Raw genomic sequence first — 6,632 nt, forward strand, 5'->3', positions numbered from 1 at the left:
CCTCGCGGCCAACACGCTCCCGATCTGCCATGACAAGAGCGTGATTGGTCTTCTCGAAAAGCGCGCTATCGCGAAAGCGCGAAAACCAGCCGTAGACTGTCTGCTAGGGCGGCAGATCCGACGGCAACAAGCGCCAGGCAATGCCGCCGCGTAGAACGTAGAAGATGGCGTTCACAATTTCACGCATCGCCCATTTGCGCGGTCGGCCTGTCCCGTGCGGCTCAGGAAGCATCGGCTGCAGAAGTTGCCATTCGTTTTCCGTCAGATCGGTCTGGTATCGCGTCGCGCAACGGCTATGCTGTACACGAGTAGTCGGGGTCCACATTGTAATCTCCAGAAAGTGTCGCGACATTCCGGAATCACAGGTGCCCCAACTACTCAACCCATTTCAAAACGGCCTCTTAGAAGAGCAAAGAAAAGGTTAATCATGTTCGCAAGCTTGCGGCGATGGCTTTTATGAAAGCAAGAAGTTTCGCTGGCTTTGCATAATTATACAATTTTTGAGATAAAATCCTTCGCTTCAATATACCCCAGCCACGTGGACGGGTGACTGGGGTATATCGCTTCGCCATAAGGCGAATGCTGAACCTGGTTACGGCAGGTCCAGATGGCCCAAGTTCGTTAGCAACCTCAAACCTGGATTGGATATCGCCGGATAAGAACAGATACCCAAACCCATGATTACAACATGGGCAGAATAATGCAAGTGTTTGTTTTAACTAATTATTATAGAATATTCGAATATAATTGGGCCCGGATTTCTGAACAGTATCGAATTTTTCTGACACTATGATAGCAAATACGATGCAGACGACTTGCGTATCGTAGAGCATGTTTAAGGCACGTTGCGTCCAGACGGTTTGAGCGCCCTGATCCGATAGTGGCCGCCGCCCCGTCCAATAATGGGCAGCACGACGAGATTGAATATTTCTCTTCTTCATACTTATCGCCAGTCGCACCAGAACCAACAATTTTTCTGCAACGTGACGGCAGGATGAGCGATCTTTGCCATGGAAAACCACTGCCCTGACAGGCCAACCAGCACCAGTTGCGGACAGCTCTTATTTTGCCCACCAATTATTGTGATTGAAGATGGCCTGGGCATCGCTCAGAATCAAGCAGTATCCATAATGGGACGAATCCGGGAATAAACCGGATACGGAATCGGAGTTTTCATCAATAAACAACGCGGCTCGGTTCAACGACGTCGCGCGGGCCAATTTTTTGAATGCCTTTCCGTTCAGATCAACTGAGCTGCATTCGAAAATCCTGTCGTGGTTCAGTGGTACCATTTAACGAATGCTGAATGTTCAGGATCCATTTTGTCAAAACAGATTGCTCGCTTGACTTTTCTGACCGTGTTTCTGCCCATATTCGCTTCTTGTGTTGCGGTCGGCCCTGATTATAGGAGGCCAGACGTTATTACACCGACCGGCTGGAACAGTGAAACGAATACACAAACACCAGCTCTAGCCGACTGGTGGAAAAAGCTGAATGATCCTGTTCTCAACCAGTTAATAGCCGATGCTATAGCTGACAACACGAGTGTAGCCGATGCCAGAGCAAAAGTCCGTCAGGCGAGAGCTGAGCTTGTATCAGCCGGCGGAAACGCTTTCCCTTCCCTGAACGGCACCGCCAGCTACACCCGGTCCGATGTAACCTCGTCAAATATATCCGGCAAAACTGCCCTCGACTTCAATACAAAGTGGGAGATCGATCTGTTCGGTGGCAATCGGCGTGGCATCGAAGCTGCATATTACCATGTCGAATCTGCAACTGAGCGATTGCGCGCTGCTCTCGTAACCCTGATCGGTGATATTGCTAAAAATTATGCGCAATTGCGAGGCGTCCAGGCCAAAATATCGATCGCACAGCAGAATTCCGTATTGCAGGATCGAACCGTTGTTTTAACGCGCGCCCGGCTTCAGGCCGGACAGATTTCCCAGGTTGATTTGTTAAGTGCTCAGACACAGGCGGCCTCCACCCGGTCGCAAATACCGGAACTGCGTATCAGTTATGCGTTCTATCTCAACAATCTGACCGTGCTAACAGGAAACTCCGCAATCGTCCTTGCAACAAAACTAGATATAGCAAAGCCTGTTCCCGATGTGCCCCGGAAAACGCCAGCCGGTTTGCCAGCAACCCTCCTCTTCAACCGTCCGGATTTGCGTGCAGCCGAGCGAGAATACGCAGCTTCAACCGCCAGGATTGGTCAAGCTGAAGCCAATTTATATCCCGGCATATCCCTCAGCGGCAATATCAGCACAGGGGGTAAGAACTTCGGCGATCTTGCCCGTCTCTCGACTATTGGCTGGAGTTTCGGCCCCTCTCTCTCAATACCGGTTTTCCAGGGCGGCAAACTGAATGCGGCGGTTGACGCTGCCAAAGCTGCTCGCGATCAATCATTCATTGCATATCGAAAGGCTGTTTTGACTGCATTGAGTGAAGTGGAGAATGCGAGCGTCGCGCTTAACCAAAACCGACTGCGTTATGATCAGCTGCAGAAAATTGCGAGCAACAGCCGAAAGATAAACCAGCTTACCCTTGAGCAATTCAAAGTCGGCAGTAAGAGTTTCGTCGAAGTATTGAATGCACAAACGGCTTTGTTGAACTCCGAAACGGACCTTGGTCAATTTCACACAGACCTGGTTTTAAATTACATCACGTTGCAAAAAGCGTTGGGTGGCGGGTGGGACGGTCAGATAGACGCAAAGTCGCCAGAAGTTATTGACGGCTATACCGGCCCACACATCGTAATACCAGCAATTCCGCCATCGCCGGCAAATGGTACGAGGCTTCCATGAAACTTAAGTCCAAACGCCAGTTCTCCAGGCGTCTTTGGCTCGCTATTCTTGTCGCGCTCCTGATCATCGGTTATCTGGTGGTCCGTCAGGCGAGCAAGGAAGCACCATTACCTGCAATATCGATTATCCATCGCGGGGATCTGGAGCAATCTGTTCTCGCAACAGGCGTTCTCAAGCCAAAGAGCCTCGTCGCTATCGGTGCCCAGGTGACCGGCCGAATTCTGTCGTTGAAAGTTCGATCCGGGCAGCGCGTCAAAAAAGACGATGTTGTGGCGCTTATCGACTCAACTTCGCAACAAAATGAGCTTGAGAAAGCGCAGGCCAGGTTGCGCCAGAACGAGGCGACACGCGACCAGAATATTGCCCAACTGGAACTCGCCAGGCAGGATCTGGCACGTAATCAACTCATGATCGGAAAAAACGCCGTTGCGCGTTCAGAATATGAAAAGGCTGTCAGCGGAGTAAAAGAAAAAGAAGGGCAGCTCAAAAATACACAAGCCACGATTGCTGCCTCACAAGTTGAGGTGAAAATCGCCGAAACCAACCTCGCCTTTACGCGCATAACCGCTCCCATGGACGGCACTATTCTTGCAACCGTTGTGCAGGAAGGTCAAACCGTTAATGCAGCTCAATCAGCACCGACAATCGCAGTATTGGGGCAGCTTGACAGGATGACTGTTGAGGTTGACATTTCGGAAGCGGATATCACCCGAGTGAGGGAGGGGCTGCCTCTTTACTTCACAATTTCTGGTCAGACTACCAAACGCTACGAAGCCAAACTGGATAAGATTGATCCAGCTCCGGCTTCCATAGTCAATGACAAAAGTTTCACAGCCGCCAGCGCCACCCCCTCCGGGGCGGCTACCGCCTCAGCAGTTTACTATAAGGGAATTTTCAGCGTTCCCAATCCAGACGGTTTTCTTAAAACCTATATGACCGCCGAAGTTTATATCCTTTTAGCGCAAACCAAAGATGTTTTGCTCGCACCCGTTTCCGCTTTGCGCACTACCGGAGAGCCAAATAAAGCCACCGCCCGCGTGGTGAAAAACGACGGGATCATAATCGATCGAACCGTAGAGACTGGAATTACAGACAAAATTAACATCGAAATCCGCTCAGGGTTGGCGGAGGGTGATAGAATTATTACCGACAACCAGACAACGGATCCCAATTCTGGCTCAGGTACAATAAGCGTGGGTGTCTGAAATGACTGACGTACCATTGATCTCACTCAAGGGGGTCTATCGCCGTTATTCCTCTGGCAATCATTTTATAACAGTTCTCAACCATATCGACCTCACAATCCATCGTGGCGAAATGGTCGCCATTATGGGTGCTTCGGGTTCGGGCAAAACGACGCTGATGAATATTCTCGGTTGCCTCGACAGACCTTCTGAAGGGACTTACCTGATTTCAGGGCACGTAACCTCTGATCTTGAACCTGATGAACTGGCCCGGTTGAGACGTGAGCATTTTGGTTTCATCTTCCAGCGCTATCATCTGCTAGGCGAGCTGGATGCCCTGGGGAATGTCGAAGTCCCCGCCATTTATGCAGGAAGGGATCGCGAGGAGCGTCGTCAAAGGGCTTTTGAAATATTGCGGCGCCTTGGCATGGAAGAACGCACCCGCCATAAACCAAACCAGCTCTCCGGAGGGCAACAGCAGCGCGTTTCAATCGCGCGCGCCTTGATCAATGGAGCAGACGTCATATTGGCAGACGAACCGACTGGTGCGCTCGACAGCCATAGTGGCGAAGAGGTTCTGGAAATTTTGCAACAACTCAATCGAGATGGCCACACCGTCATCCTGGTTACCCATGATCGTAAGGTCGCACAACGCGCCAAACGAATTATTGAAATCAGCGATGGCCAGATCATTGCCGATGATATGATTGATGTTATTCACGATGTCGATGAAAATGTTCGAAAAGAACAAGGGAAGCCACGGCTTTCCAATGGCTGGAGGGGACGCTTTACAGAAGCTTTCTCAATGGCGTTCCGATCAATGCATGATCACCGAATGCGCACCTTTCTTACCATGCTTGGTATCATTATCGGAACCGCGTCGGTCGTCTGTGTCGTAGCTTTGGGACAGGGCTCACAAAAGAAAATTCTTGAACAGATCAGCAATCTCGGTACCAACACACTCTACATCAGCCCGGGACATGGATATGGCGATCTAAAAGCTGCGCAAATAACGACGCTTACTCTCGGCGACGCGCAGCAACTTGCAAAAATGCCTTATGTTATTGCGGCGACCCCTTCGGTCTCCACTTCATCAACCGTTCGTGTCGGCAGCAAAGAGGTGAGCGTTACAGTCAGCGGCGTTGGAGACCAGTACTTTGCAACTCGCAACAGCAAGCTGATTGAAGGAAGATTTTTCGGGACGCAGGAAATAATCGAACTGGCTCAAGATGCACTGCTTGACACGAATGCCAGGAAAACCCTTTTTCCAAATGAAACAGGAACTGTCATTGGTAAAATTGTTGTTCTTAAGGACATTCCTATTCGAATAATCGGCGTTATAAAGTCTGAAGAGGGGATAGGCTCCGGCCAAAACCTTGCTATTTATTTGCCTTACACAACTGTGCAAACCCGTATGACGGGAACAAGCTCTCTGAAATCCATCATTGTGCGTGTTGCAGACACAATGAACCCAACGGCAGCTGAGAAACTTATCACTACTTTTCTGACGCTGCGGCATGGGGGAAAAGACTTCACTATTTTCAATACCAGCAGCTTGCAGAGCACGATTGAATCAACGACTGCAACGCTTGCTCTTCTTGTCGCGAGCATTGCGAGTATATCACTGTTTGTGGGGGGAATAGGGGTCATGAACATCATGCTCGTATCGGTTTCGGAAAGGATAAGCGAAATTGGTGTTCGAATGGCGATAGGTGCTCGACAGAGCGACATTCTGCAGCAGTTCTTAATCGAGTCTGTTCTTGTCTGCCTGATTGGCGGCACGGTGGGTATTCTACTCGCTATCGGCGTCGGCATATTGTTTGCGCAGTTCAGCAGCATGTTTCATCTCATCTATTCCCCCATTTCCATTGTTATTGCATTTCTTTGCTCCAGCCTGATTGGTATCGGATTTGGCTTCATGCCGGCACGCAATGCTTCAAAACTCGATCCAGTAGTGGCATTGGCCCAAAATTGATGCCTTGTTTTCGAGGCTTCTGGCATGCACAGCGGTTTCCTAAGGACGATCCAAACAATATCGACAAGTGCGCCCCGAAAGGTATGAACGCTTCCGCAGAGGAAATCAGTTCACTGGACTGATTTCTGTTTTTGCCCCACCTGGTCTGCCCCCTGCAAAGTGATCCTTCAAAAAGTATGGCTTTTGAGCTCAGAAGGATATTGAAATGGCAGCGAAAAGACACAAGGCAGAAGAGATCGTCACGAAGCTCCGTCAGGTTGACGTGCTGAATGAGCAAGGAAAATCGATGGTGGAGGCGATCCGGTCGATAGGAGTGACGGAAGTTACATACTACCGGTGGCGGTCCGAATTCGGTGGACTGAAGGGCGACCAGGTGAAGCGCCTGAAGGAACTGGAAGCGGAGAATGCCCGGCTCAGGCGAGCCGTTTCCGATCTCACGCTGGACAAGATGATTTTGGCCGAGGCCGCGAAGGGAACCTTCTAAGCCCCGCCCGTCGCCGCGCTTGCGTGGATCATGTGATCGATGAACTGAAGGTGTCCGAACGTCGGGCATGCCGGGTTCTCGGCCAGCATCGTTCCACACAGCGCAAGATCGCCAAGACCCCGGATGATGAAGCGGCGTTGACCGCAGACATCACGGCGCTCGCTCGTAAGTCAGGCCGCTATGGC

Annotated in this window: 3 protein-coding genes and 2 pseudogenes; 4 read left to right on the plus strand and 1 reads right to left on the minus strand. The window is 50.6% G+C overall.

All coding sequences use genetic code 11. The features are described 5' to 3' along the window. Window positions 1–325 (minus strand): annotated as a pseudogene (locus tag ACTJKP_RS25835) (transposase); the annotation flags it as partial. 997 nt (window positions 326–1,322) lie between these two features. On the opposite strand from ACTJKP_RS25835, the gene ACTJKP_RS25840 reads away from it, so the two are divergent. The 4 genes and pseudogenes from ACTJKP_RS25840 to ACTJKP_RS25855 form a co-directional block, all read left to right on the plus strand. After that, the gene (locus tag ACTJKP_RS25840) at window positions 1,323–2,804 is read left to right on the plus strand and encodes an efflux transporter outer membrane subunit (protein ID WP_440632712.1); all 1,482 of its coding nucleotides are present in this window, start codon (window positions 1,323–1,325) and stop codon (window positions 2,802–2,804) included. Next, entirely contained in the window at window positions 2,801–4,009 is a 1,209-nt protein-coding gene (locus tag ACTJKP_RS25845; protein WP_440632713.1) for an efflux RND transporter periplasmic adaptor subunit, read from the plus strand. Before ACTJKP_RS25840 ends, ACTJKP_RS25845 begins: the two co-directional genes overlap by 4 nt. Window position 4,010: 1 nt before the next feature. Next, window positions 4,011–5,963, plus strand: a complete 1,953-nt coding sequence (locus tag ACTJKP_RS25850) for a MacB family efflux pump subunit (RefSeq protein WP_440632714.1) — start codon at window positions 4,011–4,013, stop codon at window positions 5,961–5,963. Window positions 5,964–6,168: 205 nt separating this feature from the next. Then, window positions 6,169–6,632, plus strand: a pseudogene (locus ACTJKP_RS25855) (transposase); the annotation flags it as partial.

Origin of the sequence: Brucella sp. 22210 (assembly GCF_052045675.1) — a bacterium.
Classification (GTDB): Bacteria; Pseudomonadota; Alphaproteobacteria; order Rhizobiales; family Rhizobiaceae; genus Brucella.